At 40.4% G+C, this 21,970-nt stretch carries 23 protein-coding genes; all 23 read left to right on the forward strand.

The window, feature by feature from the left end:
• Positions 1-107: 107 nt before the first annotated feature.
• The 23 genes from ISX45_RS15865 (at position 108) to yabQ (ending at position 21,962) form a co-directional block, all read left to right on the forward strand.
• Positions 108-878 carry a TatD family hydrolase gene (locus ISX45_RS15865; RefSeq protein ID WP_181557369.1) on the forward strand — a complete coding sequence of 257 codons (771 nt, stop codon included), beginning with the start codon at positions 108-110 and terminating at the stop codon, positions 876-878.
• Positions 879-1,083: 205 nt separating this feature from the next.
• Positions 1,084-2,286 carry a G5 and 3D domain-containing protein gene (locus ISX45_RS15870; protein ID WP_194519398.1) on the forward strand — a complete coding sequence of 401 codons (1,203 nt, stop codon included), beginning with the start codon at positions 1,084-1,086 and terminating at the stop codon, positions 2,284-2,286.
• Between the two features lie 241 nt (positions 2,287-2,527).
• Positions 2,528-3,094 carry a ribonuclease M5 gene (gene rnmV / locus ISX45_RS15875; RefSeq protein ID WP_194519399.1) on the forward strand — a complete coding sequence of 189 codons (567 nt, stop codon included), beginning with the start codon at positions 2,528-2,530 and terminating at the stop codon, positions 3,092-3,094.
• Positions 3,087-3,974 (forward strand): 16S rRNA (adenine(1518)-N(6)/adenine(1519)-N(6))-dimethyltransferase RsmA, encoded by an 888-nt coding sequence (gene rsmA, locus ISX45_RS15880; protein WP_181557371.1) that lies wholly within the window; start codon positions 3,087-3,089, stop codon positions 3,972-3,974. Before rnmV ends, rsmA begins: the two co-directional genes overlap by 8 nt.
• Positions 3,975-4,083: 109 nt before the next feature.
• Positions 4,084-4,965 carry a sporulation peptidase YabG gene (yabG, locus tag ISX45_RS15885; RefSeq protein ID WP_181557372.1) on the forward strand — a complete coding sequence of 294 codons (882 nt, stop codon included), beginning with the start codon at positions 4,084-4,086 and terminating at the stop codon, positions 4,963-4,965.
• Between the two features lie 238 nt (positions 4,966-5,203).
• The gene (gene veg / locus ISX45_RS15890; RefSeq protein ID WP_181557373.1) at positions 5,204-5,467 is read left to right on the forward strand and encodes a biofilm formation stimulator Veg; all 264 of its coding nucleotides are present in this window, start codon (positions 5,204-5,206) and stop codon (positions 5,465-5,467) included.
• Between the two features lie 129 nt (positions 5,468-5,596).
• A complete protein-coding gene (locus tag ISX45_RS15895; RefSeq protein ID WP_181557409.1) occupies positions 5,597-5,776 on the forward strand; it encodes a small, acid-soluble spore protein, alpha/beta type in 180 nt (59 codons plus the stop codon).
• A 142-nt stretch (positions 5,777-5,918) separates the two neighbouring features.
• The gene (gene ispE / locus ISX45_RS15900) at positions 5,919-6,788 is read left to right on the forward strand and encodes a 4-(cytidine 5'-diphospho)-2-C-methyl-D-erythritol kinase (protein WP_194519400.1); all 870 of its coding nucleotides are present in this window, start codon (positions 5,919-5,921) and stop codon (positions 6,786-6,788) included.
• Between the two features lie 58 nt (positions 6,789-6,846).
• Complete coding sequence (purR, locus tag ISX45_RS15905) at positions 6,847-7,671, forward strand: pur operon repressor (protein ID WP_181557375.1); 825 nt, start codon at positions 6,847-6,849, stop codon at positions 7,669-7,671.
• A gap of 32 nt (positions 7,672-7,703) precedes the next feature.
• A complete protein-coding gene (ridA, locus tag ISX45_RS15910) occupies positions 7,704-8,078 on the forward strand; it encodes a 2-iminobutanoate/2-iminopropanoate deaminase (protein ID WP_181557376.1) in 375 nt (124 codons plus the stop codon).
• Positions 8,079-8,268: 190 nt separating this feature from the next.
• On the forward strand, positions 8,269-8,559 hold the full coding sequence (spoVG, locus tag ISX45_RS15915; protein WP_181557377.1) for a septation regulator SpoVG: 291 nt from the start codon (positions 8,269-8,271) through the stop codon (positions 8,557-8,559).
• A gap of 442 nt (positions 8,560-9,001) precedes the next feature.
• On the forward strand, positions 9,002-10,381 hold the full coding sequence (gene glmU, locus ISX45_RS15920; protein WP_194519401.1) for a bifunctional UDP-N-acetylglucosamine diphosphorylase/glucosamine-1-phosphate N-acetyltransferase GlmU: 1,380 nt from the start codon (positions 9,002-9,004) through the stop codon (positions 10,379-10,381).
• Between the two features lie 16 nt (positions 10,382-10,397).
• The gene (locus tag ISX45_RS15925; protein WP_181557410.1) at positions 10,398-11,351 is read left to right on the forward strand and encodes a ribose-phosphate diphosphokinase; all 954 of its coding nucleotides are present in this window, start codon (positions 10,398-10,400) and stop codon (positions 11,349-11,351) included.
• A gap of 75 nt (positions 11,352-11,426) precedes the next feature.
• A complete protein-coding gene (locus tag ISX45_RS15930; RefSeq protein ID WP_194519402.1) occupies positions 11,427-12,056 on the forward strand; it encodes a 50S ribosomal protein L25/general stress protein Ctc in 630 nt (209 codons plus the stop codon).
• 69 nt (positions 12,057-12,125) lie between these two features.
• The gene (pth, locus tag ISX45_RS15935) at positions 12,126-12,686 is read left to right on the forward strand and encodes an aminoacyl-tRNA hydrolase (protein WP_181557380.1); all 561 of its coding nucleotides are present in this window, start codon (positions 12,126-12,128) and stop codon (positions 12,684-12,686) included.
• A gap of 62 nt (positions 12,687-12,748) precedes the next feature.
• The gene (locus ISX45_RS15940; RefSeq protein ID WP_181557381.1) at positions 12,749-12,979 is read left to right on the forward strand and encodes an anti-sigma-F factor Fin; all 231 of its coding nucleotides are present in this window, start codon (positions 12,749-12,751) and stop codon (positions 12,977-12,979) included.
• Positions 12,980-13,039: 60 nt separating this feature from the next.
• On the forward strand, positions 13,040-16,573 hold the full coding sequence (gene mfd, locus ISX45_RS15945) for a transcription-repair coupling factor (RefSeq protein WP_194519403.1): 3,534 nt from the start codon (positions 13,040-13,042) through the stop codon (positions 16,571-16,573).
• A gap of 198 nt (positions 16,574-16,771) precedes the next feature.
• On the forward strand, positions 16,772-17,308 hold the full coding sequence (gene spoVT, locus ISX45_RS15950; RefSeq protein WP_181557383.1) for a stage V sporulation protein T: 537 nt from the start codon (positions 16,772-16,774) through the stop codon (positions 17,306-17,308).
• A gap of 274 nt (positions 17,309-17,582) precedes the next feature.
• The gene (locus tag ISX45_RS15955) at positions 17,583-19,181 is read left to right on the forward strand and encodes a putative polysaccharide biosynthesis protein (protein ID WP_194519404.1); all 1,599 of its coding nucleotides are present in this window, start codon (positions 17,583-17,585) and stop codon (positions 19,179-19,181) included.
• A gap of 6 nt (positions 19,182-19,187) precedes the next feature.
• Positions 19,188-20,651, forward strand: coding sequence for a bifunctional methyltransferase/pyrophosphohydrolase YabN (yabN, locus tag ISX45_RS15960; RefSeq protein WP_181557385.1), 1,464 nt, complete (start codon positions 19,188-19,190; stop codon positions 20,649-20,651).
• Positions 20,652-20,663: 12 nt separating this feature from the next.
• Positions 20,664-20,939 (forward strand): RNA-binding S4 domain-containing protein, encoded by a 276-nt coding sequence (locus ISX45_RS15965; RefSeq protein ID WP_194519405.1) that lies wholly within the window; start codon positions 20,664-20,666, stop codon positions 20,937-20,939.
• A gap of 109 nt (positions 20,940-21,048) precedes the next feature.
• Positions 21,049-21,354: a sporulation protein YabP gene (gene yabP / locus ISX45_RS15970; RefSeq protein ID WP_181557387.1), complete on the forward strand. Its 306-nt coding sequence runs from the start codon at positions 21,049-21,051 to the stop codon at positions 21,352-21,354.
• Positions 21,351-21,962, forward strand: coding sequence for a spore cortex biosynthesis protein YabQ (gene yabQ, locus ISX45_RS15975; protein ID WP_194519406.1), 612 nt, complete (start codon positions 21,351-21,353; stop codon positions 21,960-21,962). The genes yabP and yabQ overlap by 4 nt, the downstream gene beginning before the upstream one ends.
• The last annotated feature ends 8 nt before the right edge of the window (positions 21,963-21,970 follow it).

The following is a 21,970-nucleotide window of genomic DNA, read 5'->3' on the forward strand; positions in this document are numbered from 1 at the left end:
TGACACCTCTTTGTTGTCATTTTGTAATATAAATGTTAACAAGATGTGATATATGTAATCGCTTTGTATGATACACTTAACATCAGGTTAGAAAAGGGGTTATTCTCATGTTGTTTGATACGCATGCACACTTAAACGCCATTCAATATAGCGAAGATTTAGAAGATGTCATTCGTCGCGCTACAGATGAAGGCGTTTCTCATATTGTTGTTGTCGGGTTTGATCGACCTACGATTTCACGAGCGATCGAACTGGCAGAACAATATGATTTTATTTATGCCGCGGTCGGTTGGCATCCAGTTGATGCCATTGATATGACCGAAGACGATTTAAAAATGATTGAGGAGCTAACCGCCCATCCAAAAGTTGTGGCATTGGGAGAAATGGGACTCGATTACTACTGGGATAAATCTCCAAAAGAAGTACAAAAGGAAGTTTTTCGTAAGCAAATCGATCTAGCAAAAAAAGTAAAATTACCTATTATTATACACAATCGTGAAGCGACAGCAGATGTTTTACAGATTCTACAAGAGGAACAAGCTGCAGAAGTGGGCGGAATTATGCATTGTTTTACAGGAAGTCTCGAAGTAGCGAAACAATGTATTGATATGAACTTTTATATTTCCTTCGGCGGTCCTGTTACGTTCAAAAATGCGAAAAAACCAAAGGAAGTAGCAAAAGAGATCCCGCTAGAGCATTTATTAATCGAGACAGATTGCCCGTATTTGACGCCCCATCCGTTTCGTGGAAAACGAAACGAACCGAGCTATGTCAAGTATGTGGCAGAAGCAATTGCAGAGCTAAAAGGAATTTCATTTGAGGAAGTAGCAGAGAAAACAGCGGATAACGCGAAAAAATTGTTCGGCATCAATCGCTAATAAAATTTGTCACTTTGTCGGGAGACTTGTCTAAAAAAAAGTAAATAGAAAACAGTTCTACAAATTTAGAGCAAAGCATAGAATAGACATGTCGACAAGTCTTCCTTCCCTTTTAACGTAATTTTTTGCATAATAGAGTGTGTTTACGCGTACATGTTAAAGGGAGAGGGGAAATTATTGGCGAAAGAAGGAGGCGTTTTGCACCGTGTTAGCCAACGTAAAACAGTTGTTTTCTGGTTCATTAAAGAGGAATTTAACCGTCACAGCTAGTAGTTTAATAGCTTTTTCTGCAACAACGGGATTTGCAGGATACCAAATCACGAAAGAGGATGTGACGCTGACTGCTAATGGAAAAAAGCAGGAGCTTCGCACGCATGCGAAAACAGTAAAGGAAGTATTGAAAGAACAGCACATTCAACCTCGTCCCGAGGATTATGTATATCCTTCGATGGACACCCCGGTAACGGATGATTTGAACATTGTATGGGAAGCAAGTAGGCAGGTCACGCTAACAGTGAACGGAAAACAAAAAGAAATATGGACGACTGCAAAAACGGTAAAAGATTTATTGGCTGCCCAAAATATTACTGTAAAACAGCAAGATAAAGTATCCCCTTCACTTGATGCGAAGATTAGAAAAGGGATGCAGGTGATGTTTGAAAAAGCGTTCCCGGTTAAACTGAACGTCGGTGGTAAACAACAACAAGTGTGGGCAACTTCGACTACGGTCGCTGACTTTTTAAAGCAGCATAAAATTCAATTGGGTGAGCTTGATCGTGTAGAACCATCGCTGCACGAAAAAGTGAAAGAAAATATGATCGTGAAGGTCATTAAAGTTCAAAAAGTCACCGATGTAGTGGAAGAACCAGTGAATTTTGCAGTCGTCACTCGAAAAGACGCAAAGCTACCTAGAGGAGAACAACGAATTATTAGTCCTGGAGAAAAGGGACTCGTATCAAAACAATACGAAGTTGTTTTGGAAAATGGTAAAGAAGTGTCAAGAAAACTAATCAAAACAGAGACAATCAAACAAAGTAAAGATCGCATTGTGGCAATTGGAACAAAAGCACCTCAATACCGCTCTACTCATGTCGTATCACGCGGCAATCAAGAAGTAGCGCGAGAACTTTACGTTACAGCTACTGCTTATACGGCTTATTGTGAAGGTTGTTCAGGAAGAACACGAACTGGCATTAACTTACGTGCTAATCCTCATATGAAAGTCATTGCGGTTGATCCGCGTATTATTCCACTTGGTTCAAAAGTGTATGTGGAAGGATATGGGTATGCGATTGCTGCCGATACAGGATCGGCAATTAACGGTTATAAAATCGATGTATTTTTCCCAGAAAAATCGACTGCTTTTCGCTGGGGAGTAAAGCGTGTTAAAGTAAGAGTCCTTCAATAACTAACACAAAAGATGCAGAGGGTTTTTTGCCCTCTGTTTTTTCGTTATAATGGAGGGAGATTTTCTATTCATATTAGACGAGACAATAGGAAAAAAAGTTTCAAATTTTTTGCGATGATTACAAATTTTTTTCAGATTAAAAATGGTTTCATCACTGATTATTTTACAAGAAAGGAGGAAGCGCAGGGAATAGGAAAAATGGCTTATTCCTGATGTATTAAATGGGAAATTCTGCGCGTAAATGGTGAAAATTAAAGAGATTATTGTTGTCGAAGGAAGAGACGATACGGTTGCTATTCAGCGCGCCGTTGAAGCAGATACGATTGAGACGAATGGTTCAGCCATTAATGAAGAAACGTTAGAACGCATTAAATTGGCGAAAGAAAAAAGGGGTGTTATTATCTTTACCGATCCGGACTTTCCGGGAGAAAAAATTCGGAAAACGATTGCTGAACATGTTCCCGGTTGTAAACATGCCTTTTTGCCAAAAGAAGAAGCTCGTTCAAAAAAAGGAAGGGGCGTTGGAGTGGAATATGCATCTGTTGCAGCGATTCGTCAAGCGTTACAACATGTATATGAGGAAACGTTGGAATTAAAAGAAGAAATTACATTTGACGATTTAGTGACAGCTGGTTTAATCGGTGGTGCTTTAGCAAAAGCGCGCCGACAACGTCTAGGACAGTTGTTAAAAATAGGGTATACAAACGGCAAACAGCTTCATAAGCGGCTACAGATGTTTCAAATTTCGAAAGAAGCATTTTGCACTGCCTTAGAGCAAGTACTTCAGGAGGAAAAGCAACATGAATAAAGATATTGCGACACCGATGCGTACTCGTGAGATTTTACACAAGTATGGCTTTTCTTTTAAGAAAAGTCTCGGACAAAATTTTCTAATCGACACAAATATTTTGCGGCGAATTGTCGACTTTGCCGAGCTTTCAAGTGAAACGGGCGTCATCGAAATCGGACCGGGAATCGGGGCGTTAACGGAGCAACTTGCCCGCCGTGCGAAAAAAGTTGTTGCTTTTGAAATTGACCAGCGGTTGCTGCCGATTTTGGAGGATACATTATCTTCGTATTCGAATGTACACATTATTCACCAAGATGTGTTAAAGGCGGATATTCAGCATGTGATTGATAACGAATTAATTGGAATAAGAGACATTATGGTTGTTGCGAATTTGCCTTATTATGTGACGACTCCAATTATTATGAAGCTGCTTACGGACCGTCTGCCAATTCGCGGTATGGTTGTTATGCTGCAAAAAGAAGTTGCTGATCGCATTTCTGCCCAGCCGGGAACAAAAGATTACGGTTCGCTGTCGATTGCGATTCAATATTATACAAAAGCCGAAACGGTCATGACCGTTCCGAGAACTGTGTTTATTCCGCAGCCAAATGTCGATTCTGCTGTGATCCGACTCACAAAACGAGAAAAACCGCTCGTGAACGTGGAAAATGAGTTATTTTTCTTTCAAGTTGTTCGCGCGAGCTTTGGGCAACGTCGCAAAACGATTTTAAACAATTTGATGAGCAACTTGCCAAACGGAAAATCCCTAAAAAAAGAGATTGAAACTGTGTTGGCAGAACTTCATATTGATCCGCGCCGTCGCGGGGAAACGCTCTCGATTGATGAATTTGCCTCGCTTAGTAATCAATTGTGGACCATATTTGCACAAAAGGCCTAATTGCGGGCCTTTTTTTGTAGCTACGAGAAAAGCAAAAACGAATCACCTCCTTCCTCCGCTATGCATATGTTACTTAGTAAACGACTGCATAGTTTTGGAGTGAATCGTCATGGATATTAAAGTCGGGGATATTGTCGCAAGAAAGTCGTATGGATGCGATTTGTTATTTCGTGTGATTGATGTGAAGGAAAAAAATGAGGAAAAAGAAGCCATCCTGCATGGTGAAGATGTCAGATTAATCGCAGATGCTCCATTCAGCGATTTAGTGGCGATTGATGAACGAGAACAACAGGCGAGAAGAAAAAAAGAAAAAGAGCTCATTGAACAATCCTATAAATTATTTCGTCAAGATTATCACGTCATGAAGCAAAAAATGGAGTATCGAGCAACGGGAGGATATAAAACAGAAAAAGATTTTTTTCAAGTTCCAGGGCGCGTCCTTCATTTGGATGGTGACCCTTTATATTTGCGCAAATGCTTAGATTTATACGAGCGAATTGGTGTTCCGGTGTATGGGATTTATTGCGAAGAAAAAGATATGCCGGAAAAAGTAGGCGGACTTATTGAACAAATTCGTCCGGATATTTTAGTAATTACAGGTCATGATTCATATTCTAAATCGAAAGGGAAAGTGACTGATCTGAAGGCGTACCGCCATTCGAAATATTTTGTTCAGACAGTGAAGGAAGCACGCAGAAAAGTCCCTCATCTGGATCAACTTGTTATTTTTGCGGGGGCATGTCAATCGCATTTTGAATCACTGATTCGCGCTGGTGCCAATTTTGCCAGTTCGCCGGCTCGTGTAAATATTCACGCTCTTGATCCCGTTTATATCGTTTCAAGAATTAGTTTTACCCCGTTTATTGAAACTGTCAATGTATGGGATGTATTGCGAAACACACTTACCGGTGAAAAAGGGCTTGGTGGAGTAGAAACAAAAGGGGTATTGCGTACAGGAATGCCTTTTCGTTTAGTCGATGAGCTTGATTGATAAAAAAGGCCGCCATAGCGAAACATAGAGGGCGGTCTTTTAATCTCTATCCATCACACATGCTGCAATAAAATTGATGTTATACATAATTTTCATGTCATTAGTGCATAATATACATGGAAATGAGAAAAATGTAGAAAAATACGCATTGACATATATGAAAAAGTATTGATATAATTTTTATTTTTGACTTCATGGTTATCGTTTGGTATAATTATAACAGTGAGGTGGATAGCGAATGGCGAAAACTTTATCCGATATTAAAAAGGCGTTGGACTCTAATGTCGGCAAACGTTTGACATTAAGAGCAAACGGTGGACGAAGAAAAACGATTGAACGATGTGGAATTTTGGCGGAAACATATCCATCTGTGTTTGTGATTGAGCTTGATCAAGAGGAAAATGCTTTTGAACGGGTATCCTATAGTTATGCAGATGTGCTTACTGAGACGGTAAAATTAACGTTTTTAGATGATGATCATATGGCAGTGGGTGGGCAGTAGACGTTTGTTTGCTGCTTTTTATTTTGGCATTAGTAGCTTTTAACGTTTTTTCTAACATGAGGAGAACATAAAGAAACGCCTTTATTTTAATAATAAAACTGTCGCGGTTTCTGAAAGGGGTTGCTGACGCTGGGTCGACGCCGAGGAATTATGTCGCAACGCTTTAAAGAGGAGCTTGCGAAAGAGTTGGGTTTTTATGATGTCGTTCAAAAAGAAGGTTGGGGCGCAATTCGCGCAAGAGATGCGGGAAATATGGTAAAGTTAGCGATCGAAATGGCCGAACGGCATTTAGCTGAAAAGACGAAGTAACTAACAAAAAAGACAGCCGCGACAGCCGAAGCGATACCGCTTCGGTTTTTCTTACGTATGTGTCGAAATATCGCGCAATGACTCATTAGTTTTATGGTAAAATGTTCGTATAAGTTTGAAGTCGTTAAAGTAGGTGGAAAGTTTGAGATTATTAGTAAAAGCTCCGGCAAAAATCAATTTATCCCTAGATGTGTTACATAAGCGACCGGATGGATATCATGAAGTCAAGATGGTCATGACAACAATTGACCTTGCTGATTGGATTGAACTCATGCCGTTGCCGTCCGATACGATAAAAATTGTGTCGCATAACCGGTTTGTTCCCGACGACCACCGTAACCTTGCTTATCAAGCAGCGAACTTATTAAAGGAGACGTTCGGTATTCGAGAGGGAGTAGCGATATCAATTACAAAAACGATTCCCGTCGCGGCCGGTTTAGCGGGAGGAAGTAGCGATGCAGCTGCAACGTTACGCGGCTTAAATAAACTTTGGAAGTTAGGGCTTACTCTCGATGAGTTGGCGGCACTAGGGGCAAAAATTGGTTCTGACGTATCGTTTTGTGTATATGGAGGAACGGCGCTTGCGACAGGAAGAGGAGAAAAAATCGAATCGATTCCATCGCCACCGCCATGTTGGGTGATTTTAGCAAAGCCGACGATCGGAGTTTCGACGGCTGAAGTGTACCGGAATTTAAATGTTAATGCCATTCGACATCCTGATGTTGACGGCATGGTGCAAGCTATTCATAATCAAGATTATGAACGCATTTGTTCGCTCGTTGGCAATGTATTAGAAGAAGTAACGATGAAGATGTATCCAGAAGTTGCGCATATTAAAGAGCAGATGAAGCGATTTGGAGCAGATGCAGTATTGATGAGCGGTAGCGGACCGACTGTGTTTGGATTAGTCCAACATGATTCACGTCTACACCGAATTTATAACGGTTTGCGAGGGTTTTGCGACCAAGTATTTGCGGTTCGCTTATTAGGTGAACGGAATTCGCTTGATTAAACACGTACATTAATGTTATATTTACATTAAAATATTCGGTTTTTTGGGAGGTCCATTTATGAAATTAAGGCGCAGTAGCCGCTTAGTCGATATGACACATTATCTCCTGGAACATCCGCATCAGTTGGTGCCGCTTACTTTTTTTGCAGAGCGTTATCAATCTGCGAAATCATCAATTAGCGAGGACTTAGCGATTATTAAGCAAACATTTGAACAGCGAGGAATCGGAACATTAAAAACACTTTCAGGAGCGGCTGGCGGTGTGCAATATATTCCAAAAATGTCTGCTGAGGAAGCAAAAATGACCGTGGATTATTTATGTGAACAGCTTGCCAATCCAGAACGGTTATTACCCGGTGGATATTTATATATGACAGATATTCTTGGGGATCCTCGTATTATAAACAAAATTGGTCGATTATATGCATCCCTTTTTGCTGAGCGAGACATTGATGTCGTCATGACCATTGCGACAAAAGGTATTCCGCTCGCTTATGCTGTCGCCCACTTTCTTAATGTTCCCGTTGTCATCGTACGCCATGATAATAAAGTGACGGAGGGCTCTATGGTCAGCATTAACTACGTTTCTGGTTCTTCGAAACGCATTCAAACAATGGTGTTGGCCAAACGGAGTTTAGCTGAGGGAACGAACGTGCTGATTGTTGATGATTTTATGAAAGCTGGTGGAACGATTAACGGAATGATTAGCTTACTCAATGAATTTAATGCACAGCTCGCTGGCATCGGTGTCCTTGTTGAATCCGAGGAAACGAGTGAACGGCTTGTTGATGAATATATTTCCTTAGTAAAGCTGTCTTCTGTTAATATAAAAGAAAAACAAATTACTGTCCGAGAAGGAAATTACATCAGCTTTATGGAATAATCGGTTGGAATTATGAAAGGAGAGAGAAAATAATGAGAAAAGTTGAAACAAAAAAAGCCCCGCAAGCTATCGGTCCTTATTCACAGGGGATCATTGTAAATAATATGTTTTATAGCTCAGGGCAAATTGCGCTTACACCTGAAGGAGAAATGGTTCAAGGTGATGTTAAAGAGCAAACTCACCAAGTGTTTAAAAACTTACAGGCAGTTCTTGAAGCAGCTGGGGCTTCACTCGAAACAGTAGTAAAAACAACAGTTTTTTTGAAAAATATGGATGATTTTGCTGCAGTGAACGAAGTATATGGGCAATATTTTCGTGAACATAAGCCGGCACGTTCTTGCGTCGAGGTGGCAAGATTGCCGAAAGATGCGCTCGTTGAAATTGAAGTAGTTGCTTTAGTGAAGTAAGTACATCACTGCTTCCCACCGTTCCCTATTATTTTCCTTCGTTTGGGATGAGATTTTGTCAATCATTTGACAGAAACAGGTCTTTTTAGCCATTTTTTATAAAAAAATTTAGACAAAAAAGAAGGAAATGTGGAAGAAATGTGGAATAAAATTAACCAAGTTCTTATATAGGGAAAAGGTGGTGAGCAGGATGGAAGTAACTGACGTAAGATTACGCCGCGTGAATACCGAAGGACGTATGAGAGCGATTGCCTCCATTACGTTGGACAACGAGTTTGTTGTTCATGATATCCGCGTAATCGACGGCAATAATGGCTTGTTTGTCGCTATGCCAAGCAAGCGTACTCCTGACGGGGAATTTCGTGACATTGCACATCCGATTAATTCTACAACCCGCGGGAAAATCCAGGAGGCAGTATTAGCTGAGTATCACCGTCTAGGTGAGCTTGAGGAAGAGTTTGAAGAAGCTGGTGCTTCATAAATATAAGGAGTCTGTCCCTCATCGGACAGGCTCTTTCACTTTGTAAAGATATCGTATTTTCTGGAGCAGTTCTCTTGTTTCAAATCAGTTCTATTCAAAAATGGACGCATTTAGACATTTATATCTTGTGTTGGGTAAGAGATAGACATTTAAAAGCAATTTGTTCAGACCTTCTGTGTCAAGCACGTTTATGTGTGCAGAACATTTGACTTCGAGAGCGATTTGCGCCACCCCCGCATTTCTTACTGTCTGCTTGGCTTGCAATGCCTAATGAAAAATCACTTTTCACCGTCGAAATGCAATCATTTCTCTCTGGAAGAACACTTTTCTTCATTTTTCTCCGCTTTTTTTGTTTTTTTTGGTAAAATAGAATGTTTCCTTGAAATACATAGTTAATTGAGATATATTCAATATGGATAAAAAGGTATTGGAGGCCTTGTTTATGGTTAAACGATATGCGGTAATATTGGCAGCCGGACAGGGGACACGGATGAAATCGAAACAATATAAAGTTTTACACCCTGTTTGCGGTAAGCCAATGGTTCAGCATGTAGTCGACCAAGTATTACAGCTTGGTCTTGAAAAACTTGTCACTGTTGTTGGTTTTGGTGCGGAACAAGTAAAAGCACAAATTGGTGATAAAAGCGAATTTGCTTTTCAGCAAGAGCAGCTAGGAACGGCTCATGCAGTTATGCAAGCATCCCATTATTTACAAGACGAGGATGGGGTGACGCTTGTTGTTTGTGGAGATACTCCATTGATTACAGCTGAGACAATGAAAGCGCTGTTAGAACATCATCTTGCCACAAATGCTAAGGCGACGATTTTAACAGCAGTTACGGAAGATCCTAATGGATATGGTCGTATTATTCGTAATCGTGATGGACATGTTGAAAAAATTGTCGAACATAAAGATGCAACAGAGGAAGAGCGGGCTATCAAGGAAATTAATACAGGAACGTATTGCTTTGATAATAAGTCTTTATTTGAGGCGCTTAGAAACGTATCGAACAATAATGTTCAAGGTGAATATTATCTTACAGATGTCATTGAAATTTTAAAAACAAAAGGAGAAATCGTTTCTGCCTACCAAGCTCATTCATTCGAGGAAACAATCGGAGTGAATGACCGCATTGCTCTTTCCCGAGCAGAAAAAATCATGCGTGAGCGAATTAATCGTAAACATATGATCAATGGCGTGACCATTATTGATCCGGAACATACGTATATATCGCTAGAAGCAGAAATCGGGCGCGATACCGTTATTTATCCCGGCACGATCATTGAAGGAAAAACGGTGATTGGTGAAGACTGTATCATCGGTCCTCATTCGGAAATTAAAAATTGTTCTGTTGGAAATGGTACAACGATTCGTCATTCTGTTGCTCATGATAGTGAAATTGGAAATGATGTAACCATTGGACCGTTTGCTCATATTCGCCCGTCATCGAAAATTAGCGATGAAGTTCGGATTGGAAACTTTGTTGAAATTAAAAAATCTACCTTTGGAAAAGGCAGCAAGGCATCTCATTTAAGTTATATCGGTGACGCAGAGGTAGGAGCGAATGTAAATCTTGGCTGTGGCTCGATTACGGTAAACTATGATGGTAAAAATAAATATATGACCAAAATCGAAGATGGTGCGTTTATCGGATGTAATGCGAACTTAATTGCTCCTGTTACAATTGGAAAAGGTGCTTATGTCGCCGCCGGTTCTACGATCACAGATGATGTTCCAGGAAATGCGTTATCCATTGCCCGTGCTCGTCAAGTGAATAAAGAAAACTACGTCGAGCGTCTTCATGTAAAGAAAAATTCTTAATTCTTAATGGAGGGTAATCATGTCTCAATATCTTGATGGTAACTTAAAGTTATTTGCGTTAAATTCGAATATGAAATTGGCGGAAGAAATTGCCCAAGTCATCGGTGTAGAATTAGGAAAATGCTCTGTATCACGCTTTAGCGATGGAGAAATTCAAATTAACATTGAAGAGAGCATTCGCGGCGGCGATGTATTCGTGATTCAGTCCACAAGTGCTCCGGTGAATGAACATTTAATGGAGCTTCTCATTATGATTGATGCGCTAAAACGCGCTTCCGCTAAAACGATTAATATCGTGATGCCATATTACGGTTATGCTCGTCAGGATCGGAAGGCGCGCTCTCGCGAACCGATTACGGCAAAATTAGTCGCGAATCTTTTAGAAACAGCGGGTGCTTCCCGCGTCATTACCCTTGATTTGCATGCTCCACAAATTCAAGGCTTTTTCGATATTCCAATCGACCATTTAATGGGCGTTCCAATTTTAGCGGATTATTTTAGAAGCAAAAATCTTAACGATATTGTGATTGTGTCTCCGGATCATGGTGGGGTGACGCGTGCGCGAAGACTAGCGGATCGCTTAAAGGCGCCGATTGCTATTATCGATAAACGTCGACCAAAACCAAATGTAGCGGAAGTCATGAATATCGTTGGACAAGTTGAGGGGAAAACTGCTATTCTAATTGATGACATTATCGATACAGCCGGAACAATTACACTGGCTGCCAACGCGTTAATCGAAAATGGAGCCACCGAGGTGTATGCATGTTGTACGCACCCAGTATTATCAGGCCCGGCTATCGAACGCATCGAAAATTCCAAAATCAAAGAACTTGTCGTTACGAATTCTATTGCCCTTCCAGCGGAAAAGAAAATTGATAAAATTGTAGAATTATCAGTTGCGCCGCTTATTGGTGAGGCGATTATTCGCGTTCATGAAATGCAGTCTATTAGCGCTCTATTTGATTAATGGGGCCACATGTTTAAATCTTCTTGTTTTAGGATAAAGTAATTCATAGATTCTAAAACAGGAGGGTGATGATTCATGGCTGTATTAGAAGCAAAAGAACGCACAAAGAAAACACATTCTGCAATTCGAAATATTCGATTGCAAGGAAATATTCCAGGTGTATTATACGGAAAAAACGTTAAAAATAAAGCGATTTTTGTGAATGCTGCTGATTTTATCAAAACCATTCGCGAAGTGGGACGAAATGGTCTTGTCACGATGACGGTAAACGGTGAAAACCATTCGGTACTCCTTCGCGACATTCAAAAAGATCCGATTCGTAACGAAATTATTCACGTTGACTTTCAAGCGGTAGACATGTCTACAGAAGTCGATATTGACGTCAATGTTCATCTCGTGGGAGAAGCAGCTGGTGTCAAAGATGGTGGCGTGTTGCAACAAACATTACACCAATTATCGATCCGAGCGCTACCGGCTAATATCCCTTCTTCCATCGATATTGACATTTCTCATTTACAAGTAGGCGAAACGATTACAGTAGGCGATATTGATACAAACGGCAAGTATGAAATCAATCATGAACCTACTGAAGTCATTGCAACGATTTTACCACCGCAGCAAGAAGAAGAAATTCATAGCGGCGAACAGCAAGAGTCTGGACAACCTGAATCCGAAGAAGGAAGAGAAACAACTCCAGAGTCATAATTATAGACGTAACCATATTTGGTTACGTCTTTTGTAGTATGTATAACGACAAAGGGAGGGGACCAAGCATTGAAATTATTTGTCGGCCTAGGAAACCCGGGCAAGGAATATGAACAAACGCGGCATAATGTTGGATTTATGGTCATTGATGAATTAATGAGACGGTGGAATCTTTCACTCAATCAAGCGAAATTTAACGGAATATTTGCATCTCACATTGTCTCTGGAGAAAAAGTGATATTGTGTAAACCTTTAACATATATGAATTTATCAGGGGAATGTATTCGCCCGCTAATGGATTATTATAAGATTAATATTGAAGATTTAGTTGTTATCTATGATGATTTAGATCTTCCTGTAGGAAAAATCCGTTTGCGGACAAAAGGAAGTGCCGGTGGACATAATGGAATAAAATCGCTCATTCATCATTTAGGAACGCAACAATTTAAGCGGATTCGTATCGGTATTGGCCGTCCTGAGCATGGACAAAAAGTAACCGATTATGTATTAGGTCGATTTACTGCAGAGGAATCTAGTGAAATTCAAGAAGCAATTAAGCGTTCGGCGACCGCTTGTGAAAAAGCGGTAAATGCTCCATTTTTGCAGGTAATGAACGAGTTTAACGCATGAATATTTTCCTCCTAAATGGTACACAATGAATGTGTGGATACGACCATTAGGAGGTTACTTACATGGCATTGCATTACTATTGCCGACATTGCGGAGTAAAAGTAGGCACGATTGATAGAGTTTCCATATATAGCGAACAGTTAGGATTCCATCACCTTACAGAGGAAGAACGTTTAGACATGATTTCGTATCTTCCGAACGGGGATATCAATGTCAAAACAATTTGTGAAGATTGTCAAGAGGCGCTTGAACGGAATCCAGAACTTCATCAATATGAGAAATTTATACAATAGCAAGCTTTGGGAAGACCAAAGCATTTTTGTATTTATTGCTATGAGAGGAGGGGGATAGAGGTGCTATCCTTGCATCGTTATTTTGTTGAAAATCAAGATATTCAGTCGATTATCAAAGGTGTGGAAGCAGGACTCAAAGAGCAGCTAGTCGCAGGACTATCGGGGTCAGCCCGGTCTGTGTTCTTGTCATCGCTTTATAAAGCAACAGCCAGACCATTATTAATCGTTACTCATAATTTGTTTCAAGCGCAAAAAATATATGATGATCTTATTCAATTATTAAGTACAGAAGAAGTGTTTCTTTATCCGGTCAATGAAATGATCGCTGCAGAGATGGCGATTGCTAGTCCTGAGTTAAAAGCGCAACGTCTAGAGGTGATGAACTATTGGACGGAACAGCAAAAGGGAATTGTCATCTCTCCTATTGCTGGGTTGCGACGTTTATTGCCACCGAAATCGCTATGGAAAGACAATATACTAACCATTGAAGTCAATAGTGACATCGATGTTGACCATTATAAAAAGCGCTTAGTACAAATGGGATATAAGCGTGTTTCAATGGTGTCGACTCCAGGGGAATTCAGCATTCGCGGAGGCATCCTTGACATTTATCCGCTTACAGCGGAATTCCCTTATCGAATTGAATTATTTGATACGGAAGTAGAGTCAATTCGTACGTTTACAATCGATGATCAGCGTTCTCGTGAAGAGGTACAAAAAATAACCATTGGTCCTGCTGACGAAATCATTGTATATGGTGATTCACTGAAGCGGGGAATTGAGAGAATTGAAGCGGGATTATCGGAAAGTTTAAAGACATTAAAAGATGAGAAAGCAAAGCAATTGCTACTTGAACATATTTCATTTGAACTGGAACAGTTAAAACAAGGGCAAGAAATTGAGCAACAATATAAATATTCAGCCCTCTTTTATGATGAACCTGCTAGTTTGCTAGACTATATGCCGGACAACGGTCTACTATTGTTAGATGAGATGAGCAGATTACAAGAAATGACAGAAAGTTTAGATAAAGAAGAGGCAGAATGGTACACAAGTTTGCTGGCGGAAGGAAAAATTATTCATGGTGTGCCGATTTCCCATTCTTTATCTGAATTATTGCAAAAACAAAAAGCACCTCGTATTTATTTATCGCTGTTTTTACGTCATGTTCCGCATACGCATCCGCAAAATATCGTCAATATTTCTTGTAAACAGATGCAAAACTTCCATGGCCAAATGTCTTTACTAAAATCGGAAGTAGAACGATGGAAAAGGGCAAAATATGCCGTTGCCTTTTTGGCTCCGGATGCGGAACGAATGAAAAAATTACAATCCACTTTAGAGGATTACGAAATCGATGTAGTTCCGCTAGGCGATCATGCGATGTTAATGCACGGAAAATGTCAGATAGTTTTAGGAGATTTGAATACGGGTTTTGAACTTCCAATGCAAAAATTGGCCGTCATTACTGAGGAAGAATTATTTAAAAAGCGTGTAAAAAAACCGATTCGTCGGCAAAAACTATCCAACGCAGAACGAATTAAAAGCTATTCCGAACTGCAAGTCGGCGATTATGTAGTGCACGTCAATCACGGAATCGGAAAATATTTAGGAATTGAAACATTAGAAATCAATGGAATTCATAAAGACTATATTCATATTCAATACCAAGGTAGCGATACTTTGTATGTGCCCGTAGATCAAATTGACCAAGTGCAAAAATATGTTGGCTCTGAAGGGAAAGAGCCAAAAATTTATAAACTTGGCGGCACCGAATGGAAAAAGGTGAAAAAGAAGGTCGAATCGTCTGTTCAAGATATTGCGGAAGATTTAATCAAACTTTATGCCGAGCGCGAGGCGAGTAAAGGCTATGCATTTTCACCGGATACGGAAATGCAACGTGAATTTGAGGCAGCATTTCCGTACCAAGAAACCGAAGACCAGCTTCGCTCTATCGAAGAAATTAAACGTGACATGGAAAGTGAAAGACCGATGGATCGTCTTCTTTGCGGTGATGTTGGATACGGAAAAACAGAAGTTGCACTTCGGGCTGCGTTCAAAGCGATTATGGACGGAAAACAAGTAGCGCTTCTTGTACCGACGACGATTTTAGCACAGCAACATTATGAAACGGTTCGAGAACGTTTTCAAGGCTATCCAATTAAGGTTGAGGTGCTTAATCGTTTCCGCACGAAGAAGCAACAAGCAGAAACGATTAAAGGGTTAAAAGACGGAACAATTGATATGGTCATCGGTACCCATCGCTTGTTATCAAAAGATGTGACGTTTAAGGATTTAGGGTTGCTTATTATTGATGAAGAACAGCGTTTCGGTGTCAGCCATAAGGAAAAAATTAAGCAGTTGAAAACAAATATAGACGTATTAACACTGACGGCAACGCCGATTCCACGAACATTGCATATGTCTATGATTGGAGTGCGTGATTTATCGATTATTGAAACACCGCCGGAAAATCGCTTTCCTGTTCAGACATATGTGATGGAATACACTCCTGAACTCGTGCGCGAAGCAATTGAACGGGAGCTGGCACGGGATGGACAAGTATTTTTCCTTTATAATCGCATTGAAGATATTGATGTAAAAGCAGAAGAAATTTCTATGCTTGTACCGGATGCGCGTGTCACATACGCTCATGGAAGAATGTCAGAAAACGAATTGGAATCGGTAATGCTTGCGTTTTTAGAAGGACAATATGATGTGTTGGTGACGACAACGATCATTGAAACGGGTGTTGATATTCCAAATGTAAATACATTAATTGTGCATGATGCTGACCGCATGGGACTTTCTCAATTGTATCAGTTAAGAGGGCGTGTCGGGCGTTCAAATCGAGTAGCCTATGCTTATTTTACGTACCGTAAAGATAAAGTATTAAACGAAGTCGCAGAGAAACGATTACAAGCGATTAAAGAATTTACAGAGCTTGGCTCCGGATTTAAAATTGCCATGCGCGACTTGTCAATTCGCGGTGCTGGAAACTTGTTGGGAGCGGAACAACACGGATTTATTGATTCCGTCGGTTTTGATTTGTATTCGCAAATGCTCAAAGAAGCGATTGAGAAACGAAAAGGAATTAAACAAGAAGAAAAACCGTTGGATGTGGAAATCGACTTGGAAGTCGATGCCTATATTCCAGATACGTATGTTTCGGATGGATTGCAAAAGATTGATATGTACAAACGCTTTAAAGCCATTGAAACTATCGAAGACCTCGAAGAACTTCGCGATGAAATGATTGATCGGTTTGGTGAATATCCGGATGAGGTCGATTATTTATTCCAAATTGCTGAGATTAAAGTGTATAGCAAACAAAGCGGTATTGAGCTTATTAAACAGCATAAACAACAAATTGATTTATTATTTAATGAAAAAGCTTCTAAAGAAGTACAAATTCAGCGGCTATCGAAAATCGGAGACCGGTACGGCCGCGTGTTTGGCTTTGGCATGGAAGGACCGAAATTAAAAATCGTTCTTTATATCAAAGGTCTTAAACCGCAAGAGTGGCTCATGATTTTATATGAGACAGTCAAAGAACTTACGCATATCAATGCTGAAAAATCGATCACGGCTTAATTCAAAAACGGTGTTTATATTTGAAGAAGATGGGCGATCATGAATGATGGGGAATTTTATCTAAAATTGAAAAAAACACTTTCATCACGTATAGAACTTGGATTGTGAAGGATACTAATCACAGCAATGGTGAATTCTTCATTGAAGCATTCACCGATGTATTCTTCAATCCTTAGATGAAAGTGAGGGCATCTGTAGATGAAAGCAACTGGTATTGTTCGTCGAATTGATGATTTAGGAAGGGTTGTTATTCCGAAAGAAATTCGAAGAACGTTGCGTATCCGTGAAGGAGACCCACTCGAAATATTTGTTGACCGTGACGGAGAAGTCATTTTAAAGAAGTATTCACCAATTAGTGAGCTGGGTGATTTTGCAAAAGAATATGCAGAGGCATTATTTGATAGCTTAGGTCAACCAGTGTTAATTTGCGATCGGGATGTGTTTATTGCGGTCGCCGGTGTTTCCAAAAAAGAATTCCTCAATAAAAGCGTTAGTTCGTTAGTGGAAAAAGTAATGGAAGAACGTCACTCTGTGCTTCAGACTGAGGAAGGCGAAGTTGAACTTGTTGAAGGACATACGGAAAAACTGAGATCTTATACGATTGGTCCAATTGTTGCCAATGGGGATCCGATTGGTGCAGTCGTGATTTTATCAAAAGAGAAAGTGCTTGGTGAAGTGGAGCAAAAAGCGGTCGAGACGGCTGCTGGCTTTTTAGCGCGACAAATGGAACAATAAGAAAAGCAGAAGAGGTTCAGTTTTGCCTAAATACTGTCCACGTCCTGTGGGCAAACGGAGAAATGTCACTCTCCTAGTTCCCTAGAAGCCAAATGTTCTTCGTACTCAGAGGTGCTTGCCGCCTTGGGGGAGAAGGTTATTTGGCAGAAGAGAGCTAGACATCGATTAGAAATTTATACGTTCTTTATCCTGTGACGAAAGGTAGCTGCTATGCTACCTTTTTCTTTTGCGCTATAATAGCAAAGGCTAGCATTATCATGGCAGGTGAAGCACAATGGCTTTAGACACAGAATCACCGGAAAGGAAAATATGGAAAGGAACGATGGTATTAACGGTAGCGGCCCTCATTACGAAAATATTAAGCGCCTTTTACCGTATACCGTATCAAAATATTGTTGGAGATCTTGGCTTTTATATTTATCAACAAGTGTATCCCATTTACGCCATTGCCGTTTCGTTAGCGACTTATGGCTATCCGGTTGTCATCTCAAAACTTGTGGCGGAACGGATTGCGGAAAAAGATGAAAAAGGGGTTACATATATTTTACGATTATCGCTGTATGTTTTACTGTTCGTTGGACTTAGCTGCTTTAGCTTATTATATATGGGGGCAGGACGCATTGCTAAGTGGATGGGAGATAGTGAGCTTGTTCCTCTTATTCGGCTCATTTCTTTTTCGTTTCTGCTCCTTCCATTTATCTCTGTATTGCGAGGTTATTTCCAAGGAAACAATCGGATGACTCCGACCGCTGTATCTCAAGTCGGCGAACAATCTGTACGTGTATTGACCATAGTATTGTTATCTTACGTATTATTCAGAAGTGGTGAAACGGCTTATGAAGCGAGTGCTGGAGCGCTTTTTGGTTCATTGGCAGGAGGATTCACGGCACTTCTATTGCTGATGGCTTATTGGATGAGAAGAGATCGTAGAGGGAATATGTATATCATAAAGGGGAACGCAGATGCGAAAACGATTATATGTTATCTGTTTCTCCAAGGTGTGACAATTTGTATAACAAACATGGTCTTAACCCTCATTCAGCTTGTGGATGCGTTCTCTTTATTGTCATTGCTGATGGAAAAGGGTGTAGAAGACAGCCATGCAGCTAAATTATTAAAAGGAATTTATGATCGTGGACAGCCGCTTATCCAGCTTGGAACGGTGATTGCAACTTCCTTTTCATTGACGCTTGTCCCCCTTATTTCTGGTGCAAAAAAGCGAGGGGATGAGGTTTTCATTCGTGAAAAAATAGATTTATCCATTCGGGTTGCGTTCTCTATCGGGATGGGCGCAGCATTAGGGCTTGTATGTCTCATTCGCCCGACAAATGTAATGCTGTTTGAAAATGACCGTGGTTCCTTGCCGCTTGCAATTTTATCCGCTTCCATTTTGTTTACGACAATGTCTTTGACCTTAGCTTCCTTATTGCAAGGGATTGGTGAAGAATGGATAGCTGTAGCGGGGGGAGCAATAGCAGTCGTTACGAAATGGCTATGCAATATATGGCTTGTGCAAGTGTTTGGAACAGTCGGGGCTGCATTAGCGACTTTATTGTCGTATGCAGTGATGGCATTATTTTTGTATTTTAAGTTACAAAAAAAGATGAACACTCATTTCATAAAAAAACAATATATGTACCCGGTCGTCAACGCTGCTTTGGCAATGGTGGCTGTATTACAGTTATACATATGGGTAACTAGCCGATTTGGTGACAGCCGCTTATTTGCTGCCAGTCAAGCGTTATTCGGAGTGATGCTCGGGGGTTTTGTTTATATTATAATGTTGTTAAAAGGAAATCTTTTCTCAAAACAGGAACTATCTTTACTTCCTTTCGGAGACAAGTTACGTTTATTTCTTCAGAAAAACAGGTGATCAATGATGAATACGATTTTTGTTTTCGGTTTAGGTGCTGGTGATATCGAACAATTACCGCTTGGGATTTATCGTAAATTAAAAAACGCTTCACCACTTTTTTTACGAACGAAGGAGCATCCAGTTGTCGATACTCTAAAAGCAGAGGGAATTTCTTTTACTACATTTGACGATATTTATGAAAAACATGAGCGGTTTGACGATGTATATAAGGAAATTGCTGACATTTTAGTGGGAGAAGCACAGATGCACGATGTGTTTTATGCCGTTCCCGGTCATCCGCTTGTTGCCGAAAAAACCGTACAGCTTTTATTAGAAGCAGAGCGGGGACAAAAATGCCGCATTGTGATCGAAGGTGGTCAAAGCTTTTTAGACGCTATGTTCACCGCTTTGCAAATCGACCCGATTGAAGGATTTCAGCTGATTGATGCGACCTCGTTTCGTGAAGATGAATGGCAACCTACTCAGCATGTTGTTTTTTGCCAAGTATATGATTCGTTTATTGCTTCCAACGTAAAACTTGCGCTCATGGAGCAACTGCCTCACGATTATAAAGTGTATGTCGTCACAGCGGCGGGCAGCAGCGAAGAAAAGGTGAACGAAATTCCTTTATATGAGCTAGACCGTGTTGCTGCGCTAAATAATTTAACAAGCGTATATGTCCCGCCGGTGAAAGACGAAGCGATATTGTATCATCGATTTGAAACGTTGCGGCGCGTTATTGCAACATTGAGAGGCCCGAACGGTTGTCCATGGGATCGGAAACAAACTCACGAATCGCTCAAAAAATATTTACTTGAAGAAACATACGAGCTGTTCGATGCGATTGATGAAAACGATGATGATCATATGATTGAAGAGCTGGGCGATGTGCTTTTACAAGTGATGCTTCATGCTCAAATCGGGGAAGACGAAGGCATGTTTTCAATTGATGATGTCATTCGCGGCATTACCGAAAAAATGATTCGCCGTCATCCTCATGTCTTCGGAGATGTAACGGTCGAAAATGCGGATGAGGTTGTGCAAAATTGGCAACAGATTAAAGCGAAAGAAAAGCAATCTCGTCCGGCTTCGCTGCTCGATGAAGTAACAAAAAGTTTACCGAATTTATTAAAAGCATATGAATTTCAAACAAAGGCAGCAAAGGTCGGCTTTGATTGGGATGATGTAAAGCCAATGTGGGAAAAGGTCGAAGAGGAAATAGCGGAATTTAAACAGGAAGTTTCCAAAGCAGAACAACATAGCGAAAAACTTATCCATGAATTTGGTGATCTATTGTTTGCCCTTGTGAATATTGCGCGCTATTACAAAATTAATCCGGAAGAAGCATTACAAGCAACCAACAGGAAATTTTACCAACGTTTTTCCTACATTGAAGAACAAGTGAAAAAGAGCGGTCTGAATATCGAATCACTGTCGCTAGAACAGCTTGATCGATGGTGGGAAGAAGCAAAAGAAAAAGGATTGTAAGGAGAGGTGCACATGCGTTTAGATAAATTTTTAAAAGTATCACGCCTTATCAAGCGCCGTACGCTGGCGAAAGAAGTAGCAGAGCAAGGACGTATTACCATTAACGGTACCATCGCAAAAGCAAGTTCCAATGTAAAAGTCGGCGATGAACTGACCATTCAGTTTGGACAAAAAAAGGTGACAGTGAAAATTACTGATTTAAAAGAAACGACAAGGAAAGAAGAAGCGACAAATCTTTATGAAGTAATTAAAGAAGAACGAATAGAAACAGAGTCTTTAGAACGTTAGTTGCTGTTGTTCGCATGTTCTAAAAGTCCCCTTGCATTCATACATATGGTACAAACAAGAGAGGGATAAGCCCTCTGATTTGATTTTAACGTGAATGCGGGGGATGAATATGAGCCAACATTATGACTTTCCAAACAATAATAAAGGTCCGAGCCAAGAACATGATGTCATTATGCGTGGAAGAAAGCTTCTCGATATTACAGGAGTTAAACAAGTGGAGAGCTTTGATAGTGAAGAATTTTTATTGGAAACAGTGATGGGGTTTTTATCGATCCGCGGTCAAAATTTGCAGATGAAAAATTTAGACGTGGATAAGGGAGTCGTTTCTATTAAAGGGAGAATTTTTGATCTTGTCTACTTGGATGACCATCATCAGGAGAAAGCTAAAGGGTTCTTTAGCAAGTTGTTCAAATGAGTTTAACAACTCAGCTGGCCACCATGCTCGCGATGATTGGAATGGGGAGCTGGATTGGCGCAGCGCTTGACACGTACAGTCGCTTTTTACAGCGGCCAAAGCGGGCCCATTGGGTTGTATTTATGAATGATATTCTGTTTTGGGGCGTCCACGGTCTCATTATTTTCTACGTTTTGTTGCTCGTTAATGAAGGAGAGCTGCGATTTTATATTTTTTTAGCGATTTTATGCGGTTATGCTGCTTATCAAAGCTTGTTTCGCCGCATTTATTTGAAAATGCTTGAATGGACCATTCGCTTTGTTACCGCGTTATATCGTTTTTTTGTAAGGACATGCTATTATGTCATTGTTCGGCCGATTCAATGGCTTTTTCAAGCGCTACTTGCCATGGCACTGCTTTTATGGAAATTGTTCCTTCTTATCTTGAACTTGCTGTATCGCTGTATAAAGCTATTATTAGCTCCAATTCGTTGGATTGGCTATCTCATTTGGAAAGCAGTTCCGAACAAATGGAGATGGCGGATCGAGGATTTTTTCGACAATCTGGCAGGAGTTATGAAAAAAGCAAAGAATATAATAATGGCATGGATCTCTAAATTCCGGAAATAAGAGTGGAG

This window comes from Thermaerobacillus caldiproteolyticus (genome assembly GCF_015326725.1).
GTDB lineage: Bacteria > Bacillota > Bacilli > Bacillales > Anoxybacillaceae > Thermaerobacillus > Thermaerobacillus caldiproteolyticus.

Excerpts from the sequence above, each read along its gene's own strand:
- ISX45_RS15865 (WP_181557369.1), top strand. The coding sequence starts at position 108 with ATGTTGTTTGATACGCATGCACACTTAAACGCCATTCAATATAGCGAA.
- rnmV (WP_194519399.1), top strand. The coding sequence starts at position 2,528 with ATGGTGAAAATTAAAGAGATTATTGTTGTCGAAGGAAGAGACGATACG.
- rsmA (WP_181557371.1), top strand. The coding sequence starts at position 3,087 with ATGAATAAAGATATTGCGACACCGATGCGTACTCGTGAGATTTTACAC.
- yabG (WP_181557372.1), top strand. The coding sequence starts at position 4,084 with ATGGATATTAAAGTCGGGGATATTGTCGCAAGAAAGTCGTATGGATGC.
- veg (WP_181557373.1), top strand. The coding sequence starts at position 5,204 with ATGGCGAAAACTTTATCCGATATTAAAAAGGCGTTGGACTCTAATGTC.
- purR (WP_181557375.1), top strand. The coding sequence starts at position 6,847 with ATGAAATTAAGGCGCAGTAGCCGCTTAGTCGATATGACACATTATCTC.
- ridA (WP_181557376.1), top strand. The coding sequence starts at position 7,704 with ATGAGAAAAGTTGAAACAAAAAAAGCCCCGCAAGCTATCGGTCCTTAT.
- spoVG (WP_181557377.1), top strand. The coding sequence starts at position 8,269 with ATGGAAGTAACTGACGTAAGATTACGCCGCGTGAATACCGAAGGACGT.
- glmU (WP_194519401.1), top strand. The coding sequence starts at position 9,002 with ATGGTTAAACGATATGCGGTAATATTGGCAGCCGGACAGGGGACACGG.
- ISX45_RS15930 (WP_194519402.1), top strand. The coding sequence starts at position 11,427 with ATGGCTGTATTAGAAGCAAAAGAACGCACAAAGAAAACACATTCTGCA.
- ISX45_RS15940 (WP_181557381.1), top strand. The coding sequence starts at position 12,749 with ATGGCATTGCATTACTATTGCCGACATTGCGGAGTAAAAGTAGGCACG.
- spoVT (WP_181557383.1), top strand. The coding sequence starts at position 16,772 with ATGAAAGCAACTGGTATTGTTCGTCGAATTGATGATTTAGGAAGGGTT.
- ISX45_RS15955 (WP_194519404.1), top strand. The coding sequence starts at position 17,583 with ATGGCTTTAGACACAGAATCACCGGAAAGGAAAATATGGAAAGGAACG.
- yabN (WP_181557385.1), top strand. The coding sequence starts at position 19,188 with ATGAATACGATTTTTGTTTTCGGTTTAGGTGCTGGTGATATCGAACAA.
- ISX45_RS15965 (WP_194519405.1), top strand. The coding sequence starts at position 20,664 with ATGCGTTTAGATAAATTTTTAAAAGTATCACGCCTTATCAAGCGCCGT.
- yabP (WP_181557387.1), top strand. The coding sequence starts at position 21,049 with ATGAGCCAACATTATGACTTTCCAAACAATAATAAAGGTCCGAGCCAA.
- yabQ (WP_194519406.1), top strand. The coding sequence starts at position 21,351 with ATGAGTTTAACAACTCAGCTGGCCACCATGCTCGCGATGATTGGAATG.